This window comes from Acidovorax kalamii (assembly GCF_002245625.1).
GTDB classification, from domain to species: domain Bacteria; phylum Pseudomonadota; class Gammaproteobacteria; order Burkholderiales; family Burkholderiaceae_C; genus Acidovorax; species Acidovorax kalamii.
On record NZ_NOIG01000001.1, the window covers coordinates 233,578 to 252,163 of the forward strand.

At 61.1% G+C, this 18,586-nt stretch carries 16 protein-coding genes; all 16 read right to left on the reverse strand.

Annotation, left to right across the window (positions count from 1 at the left end):
- Entirely contained in the window at nt 1–1,761 is a 1,761-nt protein-coding gene (locus tag CBY09_RS01035; protein ID WP_240515528.1) for a glucosamine 6-phosphate synthetase, read from the reverse strand.
- Nucleotides 1,762–1,854: 93 nt separating this feature from the next.
- Nucleotides 1,855–2,961 carry a glycosyltransferase family 4 protein gene (locus CBY09_RS01040; protein WP_094285508.1) on the reverse strand — a complete coding sequence of 369 codons (1,107 nt, stop codon included), beginning with the start codon at nt 2,959–2,961 and terminating at the stop codon, nt 1,855–1,857.
- 61 nt (nt 2,962–3,022) lie between these two features.
- Nucleotides 3,023–3,784, reverse strand: a complete 762-nt coding sequence (locus tag CBY09_RS01045) for an AglZ/HisF2 family acetamidino modification protein (protein WP_094285509.1) — start codon at nt 3,782–3,784, stop codon at nt 3,023–3,025.
- A complete protein-coding gene (gene hisH / locus CBY09_RS01050; protein WP_094285510.1) occupies nt 3,777–4,394 on the reverse strand; it encodes an imidazole glycerol phosphate synthase subunit HisH in 618 nt (205 codons plus the stop codon). The genes CBY09_RS01045 and hisH overlap by 8 nt, the downstream gene beginning before the upstream one ends.
- A 9-nt stretch (nt 4,395–4,403) precedes the next feature.
- A complete protein-coding gene (asnB, locus tag CBY09_RS01055; RefSeq protein WP_094285511.1) occupies nt 4,404–6,236 on the reverse strand; it encodes an asparagine synthase (glutamine-hydrolyzing) in 1,833 nt (610 codons plus the stop codon).
- Nucleotides 6,237–6,241: 5 nt separating this feature from the next.
- Nucleotides 6,242–7,378 (reverse strand): N-acetyl sugar amidotransferase, encoded by a 1,137-nt coding sequence (locus tag CBY09_RS01060; RefSeq protein ID WP_094285512.1) that lies wholly within the window; start codon nt 7,376–7,378, stop codon nt 6,242–6,244.
- A gap of 30 nt (nt 7,379–7,408) precedes the next feature.
- The gene (locus tag CBY09_RS01065) at nt 7,409–8,530 is read right to left on the reverse strand and encodes a hypothetical protein (protein ID WP_094285513.1); all 1,122 of its coding nucleotides are present in this window, start codon (nt 8,528–8,530) and stop codon (nt 7,409–7,411) included.
- A 1-nt stretch (nt 8,531) separates the two neighbouring features.
- Nucleotides 8,532–9,791: a lipopolysaccharide biosynthesis protein gene (locus tag CBY09_RS01070; RefSeq protein ID WP_094285514.1), complete on the reverse strand. Its 1,260-nt coding sequence runs from the start codon at nt 9,789–9,791 to the stop codon at nt 8,532–8,534.
- A gap of 17 nt (nt 9,792–9,808) precedes the next feature.
- On the reverse strand, nt 9,809–10,621 hold the full coding sequence (locus CBY09_RS01075; protein WP_133066216.1) for a formyl transferase: 813 nt from the start codon (nt 10,619–10,621) through the stop codon (nt 9,809–9,811).
- An 11-nt stretch (nt 10,622–10,632) separates the two neighbouring features.
- Nucleotides 10,633–11,052, reverse strand: a complete 420-nt coding sequence (locus CBY09_RS01080) for a hypothetical protein (RefSeq protein WP_133066217.1) — start codon at nt 11,050–11,052, stop codon at nt 10,633–10,635.
- Between the two features lie 71 nt (nt 11,053–11,123).
- Nucleotides 11,124–12,083 carry a class I SAM-dependent methyltransferase gene (locus CBY09_RS01085; RefSeq protein ID WP_094285520.1) on the reverse strand — a complete coding sequence of 320 codons (960 nt, stop codon included), beginning with the start codon at nt 12,081–12,083 and terminating at the stop codon, nt 11,124–11,126.
- Complete coding sequence (locus CBY09_RS01090) at nt 12,080–12,865, reverse strand: phosphocholine cytidylyltransferase family protein (RefSeq protein WP_094285522.1); 786 nt, start codon at nt 12,863–12,865, stop codon at nt 12,080–12,082. Before CBY09_RS01090 ends, CBY09_RS01085 begins: the two co-directional genes overlap by 4 nt.
- Nucleotides 12,866–12,910: 45 nt before the next feature.
- A complete protein-coding gene (locus CBY09_RS01095) occupies nt 12,911–13,744 on the reverse strand; it encodes an SAM-dependent methyltransferase (RefSeq protein WP_094285524.1) in 834 nt (277 codons plus the stop codon).
- Between the two features lie 23 nt (nt 13,745–13,767).
- Nucleotides 13,768–14,415: a gamma-glutamyl-gamma-aminobutyrate hydrolase family protein gene (locus CBY09_RS01100; protein ID WP_094285526.1), complete on the reverse strand. Its 648-nt coding sequence runs from the start codon at nt 14,413–14,415 to the stop codon at nt 13,768–13,770.
- A 2-nt stretch (nt 14,416–14,417) separates the two neighbouring features.
- Nucleotides 14,418–17,474, reverse strand: a complete 3,057-nt coding sequence (locus tag CBY09_RS01105) for a PEP/pyruvate-binding domain-containing protein (RefSeq protein ID WP_133066218.1) — start codon at nt 17,472–17,474, stop codon at nt 14,418–14,420.
- A gap of 19 nt (nt 17,475–17,493) precedes the next feature.
- A complete protein-coding gene (locus CBY09_RS01110; RefSeq protein ID WP_094285530.1) occupies nt 17,494–18,585 on the reverse strand; it encodes a DegT/DnrJ/EryC1/StrS family aminotransferase in 1,092 nt (363 codons plus the stop codon).
- Between the last annotated feature and the right edge of the window lies 1 nt (nt 18,586).

An 18,586-nucleotide genomic window follows, 5' to 3' on the forward strand; every position in this document is an offset into this window, starting at 1 on the left:
TCAGTACAGCTTCGGGATGGCGTTCACGACCTGGATCGCTTCCTTGAAGTCCACGCCCACGGCGTCCAGATACCACTTGATGTTGGGATAGCGCGGCGTGTTCTCCTCTTCGACCATCTCCAGGGCTTCGGCGCGCGTCAGGTCGCCCTCGCGAATCTGGTTGCTGCGGAAGGTATCGTGCTCGGTGAAGCCCGCGACCGTGTAGTAGACGTAGTTGTAGAAGGCAGCCGTACCGTCGCCGATGCGCCAGGTGGTCTTGGTGTCGGGTGCTCGCTCCCAGTCGTAAGTGGCCAGCGTGTCGTCGATCTGCTTCTCGTCCCAGCGCCAGTAATCGAAGATATGGTAGTAGTCCGTCTTCTTCGTAAAACTGCGGTAGTACTCACCCGACAGCGTGTCCCACAGGGAGCTGTTGAAGTAGCCGGGACTCTGAAGCATGGCGCCCAGGCGCAGGCCCTGGTAGCGCAGCTGCTTCATCACGCCGTGCGAGTAGACCCGCTTTTCCTCGAAGTCGGGCGGCACGCCCAGGAAACCGGCCTTGAAATGCGTGACCTCCAGCGGGTTGATGCCCCACAGGTTCAGGCTGATGCCGGTCTGCTTCTTGATGGTCTCGATATGCCGGAAGAAATGCTTGTCGCCCGCCGTCAGGATGCTGATCATGCCCAGGTGCGGAGATTTGAGCCAAGCCCGCAGGTTCTTGGCGATGTACTCGCGCTTCTTGGTGATGTCATCCGCGACAATGATGTTCTCGACGCCCAGCTCGGCGCTCATGCGGCTGATGTTGCGCCGCCCCAGGTCCGTCACCATGCCCCAGTCGTAGGTATAGGTGATGGGCTTCATCTGCAGCTCCTTGACGATCAGGTGCAGACCGAAGCAGCTGTCGCGCCCGCCGGAGAAGGGCACCAGGCAGTCGTCGCCGTGTACGCGACGATAGGACTCGACAAGCTTGAACAGTTCCTCCCTCGGCTGCGGCTTGTTGCGCGGCTTGTAGTGTCTACAGTAGTTGCAGACACCGTCAGCATCGAAGTTGATGAAGGGCATAGTCTCGGTTAGCAGGCACTTGGTGCAGCGACGACCTTGATACCTTCGGTAGCTGAGCAGTTTCTCCTCTTCTGCCGCTCCCGACAGTGACAGAGCCGGGATCAGGTCGGTCTTGCGTTCCTTGCGGTCGGAGATGTCCAGCGCTGCCTGCGAAGAGGGGATATCAACAAACACCGCCTCACGAACCTGATCGATCTCGCCGCAGCCGATGGCGGTCAGTGGATAACGCTCCGAAGCAAAGAAGGTCGCATCACCCTTGCGACCAACGTAAAGACTGCCGTTGTTCGAGAACAGGCAAAGCTTGCCCAAGCGTGGGAGGATGAGCGCGCAGGCCACGATACCGCGGCACAGGCTCAGGATGCGCACTGGCAGCTGCTCCAGAGCGCCGCCCGAGTCCAAATGCGCGGTCGCGATGCCAGCGATGATTTCGGTGTCGATCTGTAGGGTCCGCTCCTTGCCGATCTCGGCCCAGAGGGCTTCATCGTTGACGACGATGCCGTTGTGCAGAACGGCCACGCCATCGCGCGCGATAGGCTGGTTGTCACCCAGGCCGTTGGTGACCAGCCGGCTGTGCCCCAGCACGACATGACTGGCCTGCTGCCGGACTTCCTTGAGTAGGTGGGTAATCGGGTAATCGGCGCGGTAGATATGGTAAACGCCGTGGAGGAAGGTCACCAGTCCGCTGGAGTCGCGCCCCCGCTGCTGGGCGTGCTTGACCAGCACAGTCAGCTCATCCTCATTCACCAGCGAAGATGAAATGACCCCGAAAATTCCGCACATTTGATTGATCCAACAGATGTAGTGGGCAGCCCGCTCTCAAGCGGACGGAAACCGATCATAAAACTCGATCAGCTTGATTTCTTCCCGAGCCCAGTTGTAACGAGACAGGACGGCCTGCCGTCCATTTCGCCCCATCTTCTCCGCCTCTTGTCGATGATTTATCAGGTAGTCAATGGCAGAGGCGATCGCGGCCGGGTTCAAAGGATCCACGCACAGACCGCATTGGCTTTCCTGAACAATTGTCCGCCACAAATCGAAGTTAGAGGCAATGACGGGTATGCCAGCAGACATGTACTCAAACATCTTGATTGGCAGCGCATCCAAGTAATTGGGGGCCGGATGCAGCGTCACCAACCCAGCCACAGAGCGCCCGAGCACATCACGCACGCCCAGGCGATCCTGGACACCCAGGGCATGGACCCTGCTCCAACCCGGGTACGTTCGGACTTCGGTTTCGACTCGCGCCTCAGCAAAGCCGCCCACCAGATTCAAGCGGGTCGGTGTCTGCGTGGATTCCAGCGCGCGCACCAACTCCTTGATCCCGCGAATCTGCGCGATGCTCCCGACATAGCAGACCTCGTTTGCCTTGTCCTGCCATGACACCGCATTTTCCAGCTCGCCGATCATCGGGAAATTGTTGATATCGACGGATCGCGGATTGATCGCCAGGAACTTATCTCGAATATATGGCGTGGCGGTGACGACCCCGTCGAAACGTCTGCATGCGTAATGCTCGAAATGTGCAAAACCCCAGGACAGAATGCGCCGAACCCACGGGTAGAGATAGTGCTTTCCAAGGATCTGCTTTGGCACATCCTCGTGCGCGTCGAACACTACTGTCTTGCCCCGGCGCTTGAGTTTCAGACCGACCGGGAGCAACTCCGGGTCGTGCAGATGATAGACGTCTGCATCCAGCTCCACTGCTTTCCGATAGACCCTGCGAGTCACCTTTAATATCCTTTCGACCCGCCCCTCCGATCGACCGACATCCATCACGGCAACCCCGTCCCTGGCTTCATCTCCACGCCCATCCGCCACCACCAGCGATACGGCGTGGCCGTGCCGCGCCAAGCTGCGGCATTCCTTGACAAATATTCTTACGTCACTGCGCGGATGCGCTGACGTCAGGTGCGCAATTTTCATGGACCCTGAAACCTCTTGAGCATGCGCATTCGCGTATGGCGGCGCGGAGACAAGCCCGCCATTACTTGAGCACCCGCGCGAGTACGGCTCGCTCAGGATAGTTGATCAACACGGCACGATGCGGCCCCACAAACACAAACATGCTCCCCGCAGCCACGGCGTCGGCCTGCCCCGTTTCCACGGCAGCCACGAAATCGTTGACTCCGGCCGCACCACCACAGGCAACGACCGGAACCTTAACGCAAGCCCGGACCTGTTTCAGCAGCTTGAGGTCGTACCCGGACATGGTGCCATCTCGATCCACAGAGTTCACCAGCACCTCGCCAACACCGGCACGCTCCAGCGCTGCGAGATGCTCGGCCAGTCCGACAGGCTCCTTCTTGCGTCCTCCTTGGGACCGAAGCTCATACCCCCCCCATAAACCTGACTTCACATCAATCGCTCCGACGATGCTCTGAGAGCCAAAGATCGCGGCAGCTTCAGAAATCAATTCCAGCCTCCGATAGGCCGCCGTATTGATGATGATTTTTTCGAAGCCCAGGCCAAAAATCTTCTTGATCTGGTCGAGCGAAGACACGCCTCCGCCGTATGCCATCGGCATGAAGGCTTCGCCTGCAATGTCCTTGAGCAGGTCAAACTGGGGGGCACGCCCCTCTGGAGAAGCCGTGATGTCAATGAACACCAACTCATCAACTTCCTTTTCATTGAAGATCCGGATGGCATTGATCGGGTCTCCGATGTATTTCGGATCCTTGAACTTGGCTGTCTTGACCAGTCCGGTACCGCGCAGGAGCAGCACAGGAATAACGCGCGTCTTATTCATCTGGCGTGAACTCTGCAAACGCTCGCATCACGGCCAAGCCGTGGCGCAATGACTTTTCCGGGTGAAACTGGACCCCGAATACATTGCTCCGCTGAACCGCACTCGTGAATGTCATGCCATGCTCCGACACGCCAACCACATCAGCGTCATCAATGCACTGCATGTGGTACGAGTGCACAAAATAGTACCTTGCATCCGCTTCAGCATACTTGAACAAGGGCGATGTCCTGCGCATCTCGACCTGCGACCACCCCATGTGAGGCACCCGCAGTTCAGGATGCACAGGGAAACGCCGACACTCCATATCGAGCCACCCCAGGCCAGGAACTGCTCCCTCCTCGCTCCCGCGCCCAAGAATCTGTGCGCCAAGACAGATGCCCAGCACCGGACGCTTCCTGCCAAGCGCGAACTCATCCAACTCCTCTCTCAGCCCCGACGCATTCAGCATCTTCATGCCATGGTCGAAGTGCCCCACACCTGGCAGGATCACACGATCGGCCATGCGTATATCAGCCGGACCTTCGGACACCCGAGCTTCTACACCGACCTTACGCAGCATGTTGCACACCGAAGCAAGGTTCCCGACCCCGTAGTTTGCGATGATCACCATAGCCTATGCTCAATCCAAGACGACATCAAAAGTGCGCGCCCACGCCGACACGATATACAACCGCCACTGGGTTAGCGGATTGAGGTTCTCGTATCGATGCGCCAACGCCCCTGGACGCCCCAGCTCACCCAGTACGGGCGATCCCAGAACTGATTCACGCATGATCTGGCGATGCTGCGTAAACCACTTGGAAGTCGGTGCCTCAAACCCCAACTTGTTGCGCCGCCAGACTATGGAATCGGGCATACGGCCTGCCATGGCCTTGCGAAGCGCGTATTTGGTCCACCCATCGGCAATCTTGGCGTCACCCGACAGCGACAGCGAGAATTCGACAAGGCGATAGTCCAGGAAGGGCAGACGGGTTTCGATGGCATGCCACATGGCATTCTTGTCTTCATATCGCAGCAGCGCCGGCAAGTTAGTCTTCTCGATCTCCAGCTTCTGCAGGTCGAAGACATTTTTGCCCGCCGCTTCATACTCCTTGAGCCCGGATAGCATGTCCGGCAGTTCACGCAGATAGCTGCTCCGATGACGGTACATCCCCCAGCGCAAGCGCGCCGAATTGAAATAGGCAAAATAGGCCATGACACGCCACGGCGCCATCAAGGCATTGTTCCTGCTGTTGCGAATCACGCTACGCAGGGTATGCGGCCAGCCACCGGTCTTTGCTTCGGCCAGGTAGTGCGCAGCAAAATAGCGCTCATAGCCCAGCAGGGTCTCATCCCCCCCCTGCCCGTCCAGCAGCACCGTCAGGCCATGTTGCCGCGCAGTCTTCATGACGAAGTACTGCATGACGATGGAAGGGGATGGGAACGGCTCTTCCTGGGCCCGAAGGACATCATCCAGTGAGCCCGCAAAATCAGGGTACTCCGGTCGCACCAGATGCCAGCGCAACTGATTATGCTGGACGACCTGGCGCGCGTAGTCCGTTTCGTCATTTGCGGCCAGTTCCGACGCGGCCGTGATCGCCGCGAAAGGGCCATCGGCAACTGCGTGATATTGCGCTGCCGCCAGCGTAGCCACCGTGGAGCTGTCCAGCCCCCCACTCAAGCAGGTCCCCACCGGCACATCCGCCCGCAAACGGACGCGGATCGCATCCTTGAGCAGATCCGAAAAACGCTCCACCGCTTCACCCAGGCTCAGACTGGCGACGGAGGCATCGCGACGCAATTCATGGTATCGGGAAATGGTGGACTGGCGACTGCCCAGATCCAGGGTCAGGTTGTACCCCCCAGGCAGCTTGCGGACCCCCTCGTAAAAAGTCTGATCCACAGGCTCGGCTACTGCCCCGACCAGGAACTGCAACAGCGTTTCGCGATGTGCCTGCCGCTTCGTCAGGAAAGGTAACAGCTGCCGGATCTCCGATCCAAAGGCGAAGTATCCGCTGGTCCGAATGTAGTAGAAAGGCTTTTTCCCGAAGCGATCCCGCGAACAGAACAGCCGATTTCGCCGACGGTCCAGGATGGCAAACGACCACATGCCATTGAAATGCGAAACACAATCCTCGCCCCATTGCGAATAGGCGGCGAGGAGAACCTCCGTATCCGATCGGCTCGTAAACACGTGCCCTGCACGCTCCAGCTCAAGCCGCAACTCGACATGGTTGTAGATCTCGCCGTTGTAGACAACCGTATGGTCACCTCTCCTGTTCGTCATCGGCTGATGCCCATCGGGTGTCAGATCGATGATGGCCAGCCGACGGTGCCCCAAACCGACATTACCCTCCAGCAGCAGCCCCTCGCCATCCGGCCCGCGATGGGCGATACGATCAACCATGCCGGCAAGCATGTCGCGCGCAATGGGTTGGCCCTCCAGGCCGATAACGCCCGCAATACCGCACATAGGCGTCAGGAGTTGGGGCGAACCGCGATACCGCGGGATGCCAGCCAGTCACGCGCTGCCGTCTTCAGATTGAACAGCGCGTAGTTGGACGGATAGTCACGGAAGGTCCTGGGAGGCTGATCCATGATCTGCCGGAACTCCTCCTCGCTGATGGCGAGTTTTTTCAGGATGTACTCTGTGTCCTTCTCGGCTTGGCGCTCGTTTTCGACATCACCAGCCAGGGCAGCCAGAGCCTCTCCCCGCGTGGACTGCTCCGAAAGTATCAGACTGGAAAGGTAGGCCCTGCGCTCGTCGTAGCCGAACTTGCGTGGCCGGTAGAAAAGCTGCTGCCACTTCGTGAACCGCGACTCGAAATGCTTGCCTCCGTAGTACTGGAAGCCCAGTTCACGCTCCAGCGTTGCGATGGCCTCATCCTTCACATACGGCAGATAGTTCAGGGGGCGCACCACGCACATACGTTTGACGTAGCGATTCCAGAAGTAGTAGCGGAAGAAATTTACCCTTGGGAATGAGCGCAGGCGCCCATTCCCGAAGCGGCTGTGCACGGCCTCCAGATGACGCAGGTCCATGGCGTTGTAGGCCCACTCCGTCGGCATGACCGACTCGGTCGAGATATTGCCTCCGCTGAGAACGTAGCGCAGCCCGTAGGACTGAGCATTGCTGTACAACGCCGCGAAGAAGGCGTGGTCCTGCGGCACGTCCTGATTGGCCAGACCCGCGCGCAGGAAGGCACGCTGGAGATCCTGCATTTCCTCCCAGTCCACGACATAGGTATGGAGATCGATGTCGAGCTTGCGCACGATGTTCTCGATGTTGCGGGTCGCCAGCTCTGAATTCCAGCCGCCGTCCACGTGCACGGCCAGCAGACGCAGCCCCAGCTCCTTGCGCGCCACATAGGCAAGGTAGGAGCTGTCCACACCACCACTCAGGCCGATGGCACAGTCATAGGGCCTGCCCTGCCCTTCGCGCTTCATCTGCGCAACGATCCCGTCCAGCGTGCGTCGCCCCGAAGCATCCGGATGCCAGTTCGGGAGCATGTTCTGATCGAAATTGCGGCAGTGGTTGCAGACACCGGCAGCATCGAACTCGATGTTCGGATCACTGGTATCCATGATGCAGCGGGTGCAGATCTGGTAAGTCATAGACGTTGGGGCTGTAGGTTTTCTATTCTCTCATTGCCGAACTTCGCCCAGCATGCGCACCAGCTCCTGGGCGCAAGCCTCGCCAAAGTGGCCGAAATTCGCCCAGTGGCGCTCGCGCACCCGCTCAATTGCACCTGGCCATCGCGCCGAATTGCCCTGCAAATCGACAAGGCCGGTGATCACCGCGTCCACCTCAGGCGCAACGACCACACCGATGTGCTCCCGTACCGTCAGTTCCAGCGGCACCGGGCCAAGGGCCTGCCAGCCGGGATTCAGGACCTTGGGCGGCACGTTTACATAGAGCACCGGTTTGCCGCGCATGAAGGCGAATTCCATGGCAAAACCGGAGTAATCGGCAATCATCAGATCGGCCGTCCACAAAGCAGCACTCTCCTCGACCGAACTCTCCAAACAAAAACCGGGATGTGCCAGGAAGGACTCCACCAGGGGACGGATCTGCTGATCGCCGAAGATGAAAAAGGACGGGTGCGGGCGCAAGGTAACGCGATAGCCCTCGTCCAGCAGGCGCGCGATCAACGCCGCACCCATGGTCTCGAGAATATTGCCTGGCCCCCAGGACGGCCCGATCAGCACATGCCGGCCACCGTCTCCACGCACAACGGCGGCGGCAGGCCGGGTGGTTTCAAGGCGCTCTGACTTGCCATAACCGATCAGCACAGGTCGACGCCCGGTGACGTTGTAATGGCGATTCATGGCCTTGACCTCATCGACATGATGTTCACCGCAACAAAAAATATCGGTGTATCCATCGAAAGTGCCCGCTGGATACACCATGTGCATGCTGACCAGGGAGTGCAGCACAGCCACGCGGCGGGCACTGCGTCTGGGCATGCGCGCTGGCGTCAGTCCGGTGGTGGCCGTCGCGAACAAGGGCGCGCGGAAAAAGCGCAGCACGTGCATGGAGATGTCGTAGTAGACAGCCCCTTGTGGAACGCGCAGACCTGGGCCGGCAAAGGCACAGCGCAACCCCCGTTTCGTCGCAGCCTCATAGGCCGGGATGACCCACTGCAGATCCACTTGGCTACCGGCAGCAAACAGAACTTCGGGCGCGGGCTTAGACAGATGCTGTAGAAGCGAAAGGATATCGTGGCGGGCTCGATGACCCAGTATGTATTTCAGCGCGCGCAACATGCTAGCTCGCAATCACCTTGCACTCGACAAGCACCTTGTTGATGTCACGCAGCAGGAGCATGTAGCGCAAACAACCGAGCAATGAAAGCAACAAGAAGCCAAGCCAAGCATTACCGAATAGAACAGCAAACCCGAATGCCAGCAATGAAATTGCAAAATACTGAGCTTGTGACTTGAGCTCGTACTTCTGCTTTGAGAAAACATTCAGCGCCACCGATTGCGATGTCAGATACAGCATCGCAGCAAATAGGGGTGCAAAGATCACGGATATCCAACCTGCAGTCATCCAGCTCTCCCCGAGTACGTAGCGAAAGCCCAGGGGATAAAGCAGCGCAATACACACGGCGGATGCCAACGCCGCAAAACCAATATGGCGTCGCGCGCGCAGAAACTGGGCAAACATTGCCTCGTTACCTGTGCGTGCAGCTTCAGCTAAGAAACCGTAAAAAACCTGGTACAAAGTCCCACCAATCAACCCCACGGGCCCGAAACCAAAACGCAATACATAGGCATACTGCGCCGCCAGCTCCGGGCCGAACCAGTGCCCAATCACCAGAACCGGCAGGTTGTAGGCTGCCAGATTCAGCAGATTGGACGGCATCAGGTACAGCGGCGCATTGACCGACTTGCGCAGCGTTGCGCCCATCATGGCCATCGTGTGCCGCGTGAACAGGACGGTGCGAGGAAGTGTCAGACTGGCATAAGCCAGCCCCTGCACCAGTGTGAGGCCGGCCTGCCAGTCGATCAGGCGGTCTATGCCCTGCACGTCCAGCCAGACGAACGCCAGCAGCAGCAGGGCCATCATGAAGGGCGGCGCCAGCCTGGCCACGCTGATCCAGCGAAAACGGTTCGCACGCACGTTGTGCATCTCGGCCAGCCTCTGGATTACCGTCCCGGCCACCCACAGACCGACGGCCTGGGCATGGCCGTAGGACAGCAGCATGGCCAGCAGACCCAGCAACACCGCCATCGGCAGCAGCAGCAGCAACATGGCCTTGAGATAGGGGCCGAGATCTTCGTCTGACCTCCCGGGGATCAGCATGTCGTAGCCCAGCAGAGCCACGGGCGCCACGGTTCCGACGATGGCGGCGAAGACGCTGTACACGCCCACCTCGGTCAAGGTATAGAGCTTGGCCAGTGCAACGAAGTTGAGCAGCTGGACTGCCTGCGCGAGGACCGTCCCCGACGTCAACACCCCCAGCCGGCGCAGGAGCGCCGAATGACGCCAGCGCGTCAGCCAGGCCGAAAAGAAGCGCTTCATCGCCATCCTGCCTGCCGTCACAGACACAGCCGAGCCAGCGTACGTGCGCGCAGCTCCGGATGCATGGTGTAGTAATGCCCGCCAGGCGCATGCGGCTGTGCGGCGGCTTCCAGTTCTGCGAGGTCCTGCCCCGGTGCCAGGCGCTCCAGCAGAGACACAAGCAAAGAGGCGCGCAGATGAGGGTCATAGCAGTAGAGCAGGGCCTGGTAAAGACTGTCCGGCGTCGCCCGCAGACCGGGCCAACGCGGCGGATCGAACTCCGCGGTGGCAATCAACCGCCCGGTATCGATGCCCGCATCCATGTAGAAGCAGCTGGCCCCGGGGCGCCCACGCGCCAGCAGGGACCAGAGCAGACCGTCGGATCCTCGAACGAAAGGCACCACGCCCGGATGGATGTGCAGGATGCGGAAGTCCTGCTGGAACAGGCTCGCGGGCACACGACCGCCAGAACAGTAGAGAAACGTCCGGACCCCGCAATTGCGCATGGCGTCCAGCAGCCGAGGATCCGCGTAACTGTCCACCGTCAGACGCAGCACCCGCTCCGCCGCCACTTCGTAGTCGGGCTCCCGACCGGGCGTCAGTTTCACCGGCCAACCCTGCTGAACCGTGGCCGCCAGGTCTGCCGGCACGCGCGCAGCGCGATTGCGACGCAGACGGAGCAGGCGCGCGGCCAGGCGCTCGCCCAGCAGCCGGCGCAGCTGTTGAGCCCGCGGCCCCTCACCCACATAGTCCACCGCCAGGATCAGCGCTGGCTGCATGCCGTGCAGGCGCAAATAGTCAAGATAGGCCTGCGTGACGGGGCAGCCGCCACGAAAAACCAGAAGAGCCAAGGGTATCGTTCTCATGCTGCAGAGGGAGCCTCAGGCACCATGACATTCAGTGTCGAGGTCACCAGAGAGCGCACATCCTGCGAAAAGACGCAATCATCTCGCTCCAGAACCCCGTCCATCAACTTGAGTGCCGAATTCAAGTACCGAGCATCGCGCCAGACCAGGGCAGCCTTCAGGAGCAGAACAGACAAGCACTGGATGGCTGCAAACGACAACGGCGTCGCTGCAGCCGGACGGGACAGATCGGGAAGGTAATAACGGCTCAACTTGTGCGCCACCTCAATTTTTTTGCGCAGGCGGTCCAGCCGAGGTACCGTTTCTGGGGCTAGCTCCTGCCACGCCTGGGTGTACACGACCTGCTCCAGATCAACGACTGCATCTGAACGCTGGTCCCGCGCGAGATCCGTGATGGCTCCCGTTTGAAACGTCAACAGCCAGTCATCTATCCTCACGAGCAGCTTGATGCTAGGCCCGTCAATACCTGAGGAACAAACGGACACACTCACCCCTTGCGATAGACTAGGGCAACACGCCACTGCACAACATCCTGCTCTCCCCCAGTCTTGAAAAAGGTTCCAGCCTCGAAATAGCGACGGGCAAAAGGCCGCAAGGACCAGTGCAGACTGTAGGGGCCGCGATTCCAATGGAAGGATCCCTCATCGAAACGGGCGCACGGCAACATGCCAGCTGCTACGGCCGCCTCAGTCAAGTGGGCTTCTGTGTACTGTCGCAGATAGGTGTAGTCATCAAACATCCAGCGCAACAACACTGCGCGAGATGCTGGACTGAAGGAAACGTAGAGCAGCCCCCCGGGCGTCAAAAGGGATGACAAGCTGCGCATCAAAGCGGGGACATCCAAGCAGAACCCGATCGAGTAGCGTACAAAAATGTAATCGAACGGACCGCCACCCTCTGACTCGATTTTGCGAACAATATCGTCTGTATTGAAATCGTACGTCAGGGTCTTAACGCCAAGATGCTCCGTCATCGCACGCGCTACATCATCCGCAAAAGCCGAGACCCGGATGTCCGCGCCCTCCTGCATCAGATCCTGCGCAAAGAAGCCCGGCTCTCCACTGATCTCCAGCACGCGCTTGCCAGACCAGTCCTGTAACAGCCCTGCACCGCGCAGCTCCGTCGTCACCATGTCCGACTGTCCCGCCCACGAACCACGCTCACCCGATGCAAGCTGTGCCGAGTAATACCGATAAAAATCGACACCCTGCTTTTTGCGGCCCAGCGAGGACAAGAAACCATTCAGCTTCGGGACACAACGAAACAGTGGCAAAAGTGCCGAGACCAAGGCTTCAAATGGGTACCGATCTTTCTGCTCGCGGGAGTAGCACCCGCAGCTTCCACAAAAAAACCAGGTCGACTTGTAGGTATCGATCTCACTGACCACTCCCGTTTTGTGGCAAATGGCGCAGGCCTGTTCTTTGCGAAAAATGGGGGGCTCCATCATGCTGTTTCCATCAAGTTAAAAAAAGTTTTCAGGGAGCCATCCATTGCCATGGCTTCGTACCGTTGAAGATCGCTGACGCTGTCAACCTCCAGCCAGCCATTGTCAGTCTCGGCCACGCGGACGTCCCAGGCGTGATCGATCAGGTACTGGATGAAACTGGTCATGTACATATTGTCGAAGTCCTTGCCATCGTACGTCGCGGCGCGGTCCATCGATGCGTAGACCTGCTTGAACTTCGCCACATGGTCGGCGCGGATCTTGATCAGACCCATGTACTGGCCTTCGATCTCGCCGTAATCGCGCGGCTTCTTCCCCAGTTCGCGCAGACGTCCGCCCGGGCCGAGCTTGAGCGTCTCGGCGTCGGTCAGCGGATCGTCCAGGCGCAGGCGCCAGTAGCGCAGCCACTGCCGGTCAATCATCACCGTGACCGGCGCATCGACCGCAAGCAGGGACGACAACACCCGCCCTTCGTAGACGATGTCGCCGTAGCAGATCAGCAAATCCTGTCCGTCCACCATGAGGTCCGCGGCGCTGAACAAGGTCGCAACCATATTGGTCGAGGCATAGCGGGGATTCACGTGCGTGGCGAAACCGCGGGCGGCGATCTGATCAGCACGGTAACCGGAGACCACTGTCAGGTCCTGAACGCCCGCGCGACGCAGCACTGTGGCCTGCCGCTCCAGCAGGTTCTTGCCAGCGAGCTCGACCAAGCACTTGGGACGATCATCCGTCAGGGGGCGCAGCCGGGTGCCCTGGCCGGCAGCGAGTATCAAGGCTTTCACTTCAGACTCCTTCGGTGGTCATGCGTCGATTGCGACGATCAGCGCTCACGCAGCAAGACGGCGCATCAGATAGAGCTCGCGCGTGCCCTTGGCCATCAGCCGCCGGCCTTCCCACGAGAAATGCGCACGCATCTCCTCGAGCGCGGCATAGAACTCGGCATTGCCGACATCCGCAGAATGCGACTCGAAGACCAACAGACCGCCATTGGCCATCATGCCGTGGATACGCAGCAGATGGTCCTGCAGACGCACGCGGTAGTTTCGGTCGTCTGTCCAGTGCGTCGCGAACGAAAGCACGACCGTGTAGACCTGCGCAGGCCGGTAGTCCTGGAAAGGCTGGGCCACGAGCTTGACCCGGTCCTGCAGCTGGAGGAATTCGGTGCAATGCTGACCGATGCGGATCATGTAGGGATTGATATCGATGCCGTCGGCGCGGCACCCCGTGCGAAACGCCGCGTAGAGCGCCATGAAGCCGCAGTTGCAACCGATATCCAGCAGGCGATCTTCGGGACGCACCAGGTCAGCCAGGCCGTAGGCATCGAAACGCTCTTCCGTTCCGCGCTCGCCGAAGACGTCGAGGATCGCTAGGGCCTGGTAAGGGTAGCCGTGGAAATAGGAATAACTGTCGTAATCGCGGCGCTGCATCGCCAGTTCCCGCCTGATCTTGCGATGCAGCTCGGGCAGCTCCATGACGAAGCGGTCAGACGTCGTGTCAATGGTGTGGCGCTCGGTCAGTCGTACCAGCCGGCGCGCGGACACCAGGAAAAAGACCCCCAGCCTGTGCAACCACGAAGCGACGGCCACCATGACATGACGCGCAACCTGTTTCAGGGCGGAAAGCGGGCGTCTGATGTATGCGATCTGTGGGCTACTACTCATTGCTGCACATCCATTTCATGGGTTCATCGAGAAGAAGTCAGACCCAGCGCCGCGGACAGGAAGACCAGGGTGGCCGGTCCCAGTTCGGTCTCGCGCTCGGGATGCCAGACGATGGCATCGATCCGCGCCTGGGGAGCCCGGAACGCTTCCACCGTGCCGTCGCGCGCCCAGGCCAATGCCTCCATGCCGGACGCCAGGCCGTCTGCGGGGATAGCCCAGCCGTGATAGCTGTTGACCTCGGCCGGCCGCTCCCAGTAGGCCGGCGACGCATCGGCCCAGACCAGGTCATGACGTGTCCCGACATGCCCGGACACCCGCACCAGGCGGCCTCCGGCCAGGTGGTTGATCATCTGCGCACCGCGGCAGACCCCGAGCACCGGTTTGCCTCGCTGCAGAAAGTGGCGATAGGCCTCGGCCTCGAAACGATCGCGCTCCGGGGCGACGTCGGCCGCATCGGGGAGCATCGACAGGTCGTTGCCGCCGGTGAGGATCAGCGCATCCAGATTCAGCGCGTCCAGATAGGCGTCGACATCCCCCACGCTGTTGGACAGCGGCAGCGGGCAGCCGCCCAGGCGCTCAATCAACGCGGCCCAGCGCTGGTCCAACATGTCGCGCCGTTCGGCGTAACCTTGTACGGCGTGCGAGCGCTGGGTCAATCCGATGCGTTTCATGATCAGGCCTGTATCTCGATTCTGCGCACCGCGCAGTCAAGCACGATGAGCCGGGCGGCGGCCAGGCGCTCAAACAGTGCTTCGCCCACGCCGATGGCGGCCGGCAGGCCGAGTTCGGCAGCGCGGATCGCCATGTGCGAATTGGCGCCGCCGTACTGCGTGACCAGCCCGCCGATGCCGTGCGCGAACAACCAGTCATAGCCAGGGTCGGCACGCGGGATGGCCACCACCTTGCCCTTCAACTCGACCGAGGTACTGGCTTCGCCATCGGCCAGCACGGCCACTTCGGCCGCGACCCTGCCTTGGCTGACGAAATTGGGTTCGCTCGCAGGACGCTCGAAGCAGGTGAAATCGCCCGCCTCGGCTATCAGCGGCGGGAGCTCTATTGCCCGCGTCAGCTCGTGTTCGGCCGCCCCTTCCTCGGCGCGTGCCGCAAGCCAGCCCGCCACGTCGGTAGGATGCGCGCCGACGCGCAACTTGTAGAGATCAGCGATATCCAGATGCGAGACGGCTTCGCGGTCCAGGCCGTAATGCGCCCCCGCGGACGCCAAGGCCGTCAAGCCGGCGCTGAGATTACGGCTGAACATGAACTTGGCGTACTCCCGGCCTTCGATGGCACGGCGCAGAAAACGCTCGAAGGCATCGACATCAGGTTCGAGCCCATGCTGATGAAGCAGGGTCTCGATGCGCACACGCGCCTCGGGCGACCATGCATAAGGCTGCCCGGCCGACGCATGCGGCTTGATCATGGGCTCAAGATAGCGCTGTGGATCGTCTGCGTAGGCATCCGAGGTGATCTCGTAGGTGCCGGGACGCAAATGGCCATAACGCGCAGTAAACGCATCGCGCCCCAGTGCACCGGCGTGCACGCGTGAGCCGTCGATCTCGAAGGCGCGGGTCACGGACGCCAGCGAGGCCAGAAATGCGCTGGTGTCCTGACCCGTGGTCACGCCGACACGCTCGAGTGAACGCAGCAGGCTGACGGCCACAAAGGCGCTGCGCGCCAGATGGGCAAATGGCAGGGTGCCGAAGCGGCGGCAATCCTCGAAAAGTTCGAAAGCCAGATCCAGCGGCGCCAAGCGCCGCTGCAGCAGCTGCTCATGGCGGCGGTCGAGCTCGGCGATCACGGCATAATCGGACTCGATACGCGCCATCCCCTGACGCGTCACCTCGCGCAGGGCCGAGCCCAGCGCAGCCATGTCGGCTGCCGAAAAGCCGGCCGGGCCCAGCCTTTCGCGGGCTCGCTCCTCGAAATCGAAAGTCAGGCAGGTGAAGGCCACTTCGAACTCGACCTTGTCGTGCAGTTCCGGACGCTGGGCCAGACGCTGCAGATAGTGCTCGACCAGCCGGGTCGCCAGCCCCTCGTCCAGAGCGGCTGGCACGAAGGAGTTAAAACTGGCGCGGATGTCCACATAAGGATGACCAGCGAAGTTCACGATGAGCGGGCAAGGACGCACGTCGCGATAGCCGTAATCAGCGCGCTGGGTGGCCCAGACCTCGTCGGTGATAAGGTGCCGGTACAGCGACATGGCCAGGCGCCGCGGCTTGGTGCCGACGATCTCGGCTGGATTCCAGTCGCTCATGACGCCGAACAGCATGCGCTCACCTAGCAGGCGGCTGCCGCGTTCACGCGCACCGGCAAACCAGGCCGCGGCCTGCGCCAGCGCCGACTCGACGTGCTCGTCCGATACATTGGACAGGCCGTGCCGCACGGCGATGGGCCGCAGTTGCAGAACGTGCACAACACCATCGCGATCCAGAGCGAATTCGATGTCCAGTGAGGTGTGTCCCACCAGGTCTTCCAGCTCCGCGATGGCGTCGAGGACGGCCGCGATGCGCGGATCGAGCCGGTCCACGCCGGAGCGACAGCTGCGCTGGACAAACAGAGTGCGCAGCCTGCGGCCGTTGCCGGACGTGACGCTGTCGGTCCGTGAGCTGCTGTCATCGTAATTGATGACGTAGTACGGCGCACCATGGGTCAACGTGCGCGTAAAAGCAACGCCGCTGAGCAGCACGCCGCGAAGCATAGCCTGCACCAGCACCTGGTCCTGCGGATCGCCGCGGCCGTAACTGGCGATGACGCGGCCCACCGCCTCCGTGATGCGTGCCGTGTCCTGCGCCGGCACGTTGAGCACACTTTCGTAACCGCCAGCGTTGGAGGCTGCCCAACCATCCTCGGACTGCGCGCTGCTGCGCACCACGACGGAAGTCGCACCGAATTTCTGCTGGGTCGCCGCGATGACGGCGCCACCGTCGCGGCGCCAGTCGTCAGCGGTAAAGCATATCTGCTCGCCGATGCGGCTGGCCTGCACGAGAGGACGCAGCCGCTCCAGCGTCTCCGCCTTGGTGCCCAGCACGAAGCGCGCCAGATCCTGCGGTGCGTTCAGTTCGGCCCAGCGCCCCGGGTTCTCGACCATGCCGACGCTCAGGCCGCGCGACGCCAGCCGGCTGAAGAGGCTCGGCATGTCGCCGCGGCCGAAGTCGCTGTCGGCAAGCTCCCGTCCCAGCTCCTTGACCGCCATGACGGCGTGCGCCGAGAAACGGAACACACCGACCAGCTCACCGTCTGCGACGGCCGGATCAATCCGCCGCCCGAGTTCCATGCTTCCATCAGAATGCACGGATATCTTTTCCGCCCGCGCCAGATCCTCGGCTGAACGACCTTCGTAACGCACACGCCATTGCCGATCGATGCACAGCGCGATGTCGGTGGTGTCAGCTTCAAGCGCCGACACCACCTCTGGCGAAAACACGGTATCAGCGTAGCAAACGTAGGCTGCGCGCCCAGTATCCAGCGGCGCCGACAGCAGCGAGCCCACCGCGCCACTGCGCTTCCACTCCGGATTGACAGAAAAATAGATATTGGGATACCGCGCCACCACTTCTTCGAGCCGGTAGCCGCCCACGAAATGGAACTCGGCCTCGCCCAGTACGGCGAATGCGTCGAGCAACCAGTCCAGCACGCGACGACTGGTCCAGGGCGCCTCGACCAGTGCCGACGGACGCTCGCCCGAAAAAGGCTTGCCAGCACCTAGAATAATGACTTGAGGCTTGTTCAAAGCAGACACTCGACCCCCATCACGCCGCCTCAGCTTCCTTGAGCGCAGCGACCACCCGGGACTGGTCCGCCTCAGTCAGGTACGGGCTCATGGGCAGACTGAGTACCCGCTGCGCAACCGCATCCCCCACGGGCAACCGGGCTTGAGCATCTGCCACGGCCGGCTGCCCGTTCAGAGGAATCGGGTAGTGCACGGCTGTCGGTACCCCGGCTTCGCCCAGATGCTTCTGCACGATATCGCGCTTGGTCACTTGGATGGTGTATTGAGCCCAAGCACTAACGTTGTGGGACTCGATCACCGGTATGGTTTTCAGCCCAACCTCCCCTAGCAACCGGGCATAACGCGCGGTGACGTCCTGGCGTTGCGCAAGCTCCTCGTCCAGCACTGCCAACTTGGGCAACAGTATGGCGGCCTGCAGCGTGTCGAGGCGGCTGTTTACCCCAACGCGCACGTGATGGTAGCGGCGATCCTGGCCGTGGCGTGCGATCTGACGCATGACCTTGGCCAGTTCGTCGTCGCTCGTAAAGATGGCGCCACCATCGCCGTAGCAACCCAACGGCTTGCTCGGAAAGAAGCTCGCACAGGCGATGGTGCTGAGGTTGCAGCTCTTGCGCCCCTTGTAGCTGGCACCGAAACTCTGCGCAGCATCTTCAATGACAGGGATGCCGTGGCGCCCCGCGATGGCATTGATGGCGTCGAAATCAGCGCACTGGCCGTAGAGACTGACCGGGATGATGGCCTTGGTGCGTGGCGTGATAGCGGCTTCGAGCAAGGCCGGATCGAGGTTGTAGGTGCGAGCGTCAATGTCCACGTACACCGGCTTGGCGCGCAGCAGCGCCACGGTCTCGGCGGTGGCGATGTAGGTGAAGCCCGGGGTGATGACTTCGTCACCCGGCCCCACGCCCAGCACCATCAGCGCAATCTGCAACGCATCCGTTCCGTTGGCCACGCTGATGCAGTACTTGGCACCCGTGTAGGCGACCAGCTTTTCCTCCAGCTCGGCCACTTCAGGGCCAAGGATGAACTGGCCATGTTCCATCACGCGCTGGACCGCTGCGTCGATCTGAGGCTTGAGCCGCTGGTACTGGCTCTTGAGGTCAATGAATTCCATG